The 3,706-nt window shown below is 71.0% G+C and carries 4 protein-coding genes; all 4 read left to right on the forward strand.

The window, feature by feature from the left end:
• Positions 1-1,040, forward strand: a 1,040-nt coding sequence (locus Q0112_RS17205; protein WP_297977234.1) for a DUF3141 domain-containing protein, incomplete at its 5' end; no start/stop codon positions are given.
• A gap of 13 nt (positions 1,041-1,053) precedes the next feature.
• The gene (locus tag Q0112_RS17210; protein ID WP_297977235.1) at positions 1,054-1,992 is read left to right on the forward strand and encodes a phosphate acetyltransferase; all 939 of its coding nucleotides are present in this window, start codon (positions 1,054-1,056) and stop codon (positions 1,990-1,992) included.
• A gap of 1 nt (position 1,993) precedes the next feature.
• Positions 1,994-3,175, forward strand: coding sequence for an acetate/propionate family kinase (locus Q0112_RS17215; RefSeq protein WP_297977236.1), 1,182 nt, complete (start codon positions 1,994-1,996; stop codon positions 3,173-3,175).
• On the forward strand, positions 3,172-3,706 hold a 535-nt coding region (locus Q0112_RS17220), incomplete at its 3' end, for an SDR family oxidoreductase (RefSeq protein WP_297977237.1). The genes Q0112_RS17215 and Q0112_RS17220, both read left to right, overlap by 4 nt.

The following is a 3,706-nucleotide window of genomic DNA, read 5'->3' on the forward strand; positions in this document are numbered from 1 at the left end:
ACGAGTTCGCCTCGAACATCGACCTGATCGACGTGCTGCCGCCCGGTCTCTACGAGGCAGTGCTGACCCCGAAGGGCGAGACGATCGACAACCCCGACCTTGTCACCGGCGAATGGGTGATGCGCTGCGAGGCGCGGACCCTCGACGACATCCGCGCCCTCGGCTGCAACGACCTCGCCGAAGAGCGCAAGTTCGCCACCGCCGCGCGGGTGTCGGAGATCAACCTCGCACTCTACCGTGCTTTCGCCCAGCCTGTCGTCCGGGCTCTCGTCCCACCGCCCCTCGCCGAGGCGATGCGTCGGCTGCACCCGCTCCGCCTTTCCTACGAGATGTTCGGCCCCCGGAACCCGTGGATGACCTGGGTCGCCACCGAGGCGGAGCGGGTTCGCGGCCATCGCGCGCCCGTGAGTGCCGAGAACCCGCTCGTCGGCGCCCAGGCCATGGTGTCGCAATCGGTCGTGGAAGGCCTCGATGCCTGGCGCAAGGTTGTCGAGCGCCTCTCCGAGGAGACCTTCCACACGATCTACGGCAACCCTGCGCTGCAGGCCGCGCTCGGCATCGACCCCTCCTCGCAGAAGCGCCCGCGCAAGGCGGCGGAGAGCAAGCTGCATGAGGCGCTGGTCGGGCAGCGCATCGAGGAGCTGGCTGCCGACATGACCCGCGGCGGCCTCGCCGAGGCGCTGGTCCGTGCGCTCATCTGGGTCGGCATGGCCCGAAACGTGGTGGACGAGCGCGGCTTCGCGGCGATCCGGCGGCTGCGCGAGGCCCACCCCGCCAGCCGACAGATCTCGCTGGCCGACTTCAAGGCCCGGGTCCGCGAGCAGTACCTGATGCTCATCGTCGACGAGGAGGCCGCGCTCAAGGCCATTCCCAGCCTGCTGCCGACGGCAACCGAAGACCGGCGCGCGGCCTTCGACGCCCTCCGCGGCGTGGTCGAGGCGAGCGGCGCCCCCGGTGATGCGCTCACCGAGCGCCTGCGCCGGGTCGCCGCGCTCTTCGGGCTCGGTCCCGAGCTGGTGACGAACCGCAAGGCGTCCTGACGGAGGCACAACCTTGGCCGAGACCAACGAGAAGTACGAGCGCCTGATTGCCGCCGCCCGCGACGGCACGCCGGCGGTGACGATCGTCGCCCATCCCTGCGACGAGACGTCGCTCCGCGGCGCGATGGAGGCCGCGTCCGAGGGGATCATCGAGCCGGTCCTGGTCGGCCCGGCAGCCAGGATCGTCGCCGTCGCCGCCGAGCACGGCATCGACATCGCCGGCCGCGAGATCGTCGACGCGCCGCACAGCCACGCCGCCGCCGCCCAGGCCGTCGCGCTGATCCGCGAGGACAAGGGCGAGCTGCTGATGAAGGGGAGCCTGCACACCGACGAGCTGATGAAGGAGGTCACCTCGTCGGCCACCGGGCTCAGGACCGAGCGACGGATCAGCCACGTCTTCATCATGGACGTTCCGGACCACCCGGAGACGCTCTTCATCACCGACGCCGCGATCAACATCTTCCCCGACCTCGACACCAAGCGCGACATCGTCCAGAACGCCATCGACCTCTGGTGCGGCATCGGCCTCGGCACGCCCAGGGTCGCGATCCTCTCCGCCGTCGAGACCGTGACGACGAAGATCCCCTCGACGATCGAGGCCGCCGCGCTCTGCAAGATGGCCGATCGCGGCCAGATCACCGGCGGCCTCCTCGAAGGCCCGCTCGCCTTCGACAACGCCATCGACCCCGAGGCGGCGCGGATCAAGGGCATCGGCGGCCCGGTCGCCGGGCAGGCGCAGATCCTCGTCGTCCCCGATCTCGAGGCGGGCAACATGCTGGCGAAGAACCTGACCTTCCTTGCCAAGGCCGACGCCGCCGGCATCGTGCTCGGCGCGCGCGTCCCGATCATCCTGACCTCGCGCGCCGACAGCGTCCGCACCCGCCTCGCCTCCTGCGCGGTGGCGGCGATCTATGCCAACGCCCGCCGCAAGACGGCGGACGTCCCCGCCTGACATGGACGCGATCCTCGTCATCAATGCCGGCTCCTCGAGCCTGAAGTTCCAGATCTTCGCCCTCGCCGGCGGCGGCCTCGAACGCCGCGTCCGCGGCCAGATCGACGGCATCGGCGTCCGCCCGCGGCTGCGCGCCGTCGACGGCTCCGGCGCGACGCTCGTCGACCGCAGCTACGGACCTGCCGAGGTGCATGACCTTCCCTCGGCGATCGCCGAGACCCGTGGCTGGTTCGCCACCCTCGACGGCTTCGCCGTTCTCGCCATCGGCCACCGGGTCGTGCACGGCGGCCCGGAGTTCGACCGGCCGGTGCTGATCGACGACGCCGTTCTCGAGCGCCTCGGCCGGTACCAGACGCTGGCCCCCCTGCACCAGCCGAACAACCTCGCGCCGATCCGCCTCGCGATGGAGATCGCGGCGGAGGTGCCGCAGGTCGCCTGCTTCGACACCGCCTTCCACCGCGGCCACGCGCCCCACACCGACTGCTACGCGATCCCCCGCGCGCTCTACGACGAGGGGATCCGCCGCTACGGTTTCCACGGCCTCAGCTACGAATACATCGCCCACCGCCTCCCCGAGGTCGCCCCCGAGCTCGCCGACGGCCGCGTCATCGTCGCCCACCTCGGCAGCGGGGCCTCCATGTGCGCGCTCGCCGGCGGCCGCAGCATCGAATCGACCATGGGCTTCACCGCGCTCGACGGCCTGCCCATGGGCACGCGGCCCGGCCAGCTCGACCCCGGCGTCGTCCTGCATCTGATCGAGGAGAGGGGCATGGCCCCGGCGGAGGTGACGCGCCTCCTCTACAACGGCTCCGGCCTCAAGGGCCTCTCCGGCATCTCGAACGACATGCGCGACCTCCTCGCCAGCGACGCGCCCGAGGCGGCCTTCGCCATCGACCACTTCATCCACCGCTCCGCCCTCGCCGCCGGCAGCCTCGCCGCCGCGCTCGGCGGCCTCGACGCCGTCGTCTTCACCGCCGGCATCGGCGAACACGCCCCCGCCATCCGCGCCCGCCTCGCGGAGCGCCTGGCCTGGCTCGGCGCCACGCTCGACCCGGCCGCGAACGACGCCGACGCGCCCTGCATCTCGACGCCCGCGAGCCGCATCGCGCTTCTCGTCATCCCGACCGACGAGGAGCTGATGATCGCCCGCCACACCCTCGCCCTGATAGGGAGCCACCCATGACCCTGCCGCAAGTGAAGGCGAAGCTGCTCGACGGCAAGAAAGGCCTGATCGTCGGCATCGCCAATGACCATTCGATCGCCTGGGGCTGCGCCCGCGCCTTCCGCGCCCTCGGCGCCGAGCTCGCGATCACCTACCTGAACGACAAGGCGAAGCCGCACGTCGAGCCGCTCGCCCGCGAGGTCGAGGCGCCGATCTTTCTGCCGATGGACGTCATGCAGGACGGCCAGCTCGAGGCTGTGTTCGACCGCGTCGCGCGGGACTGGGGCAAGCTGGACTTCCTCGTCCACTCGATCGCCTTCTCGACCAAGGACGCCCTCGGCGGCCGCGTCGTCGACGTGCCCCGCGCCGGCTTCGCCACCACGATGGACGTCTCGGTCTGGTCCTTCCTGCGCATGGCCCATCTCGCCGAGCCGCTGATGACGGACGGCGGCACGCTCTTCACCATGACCTACTACGGCTCCGAGAAGGTGGTGGAGAACTACAACATCATGGGCGTCGCCAAGGCCGCGCTCGAATCCGCCGTCCGCTACC

Origin of the sequence: uncultured Amaricoccus sp., assembly GCF_937858865.1 — a bacterium.
Classification (GTDB): domain Bacteria; phylum Pseudomonadota; class Alphaproteobacteria; order Rhodobacterales; family Rhodobacteraceae; genus Amaricoccus.

Coding starts and splice junctions, on each gene's coding strand:
- Q0112_RS17215 (WP_297977236.1), top strand. CDS start 1,994: ATGGACGCGATCCTCGTCATCAATGCCGGCTCCTCGAGCCTGAAGTTC.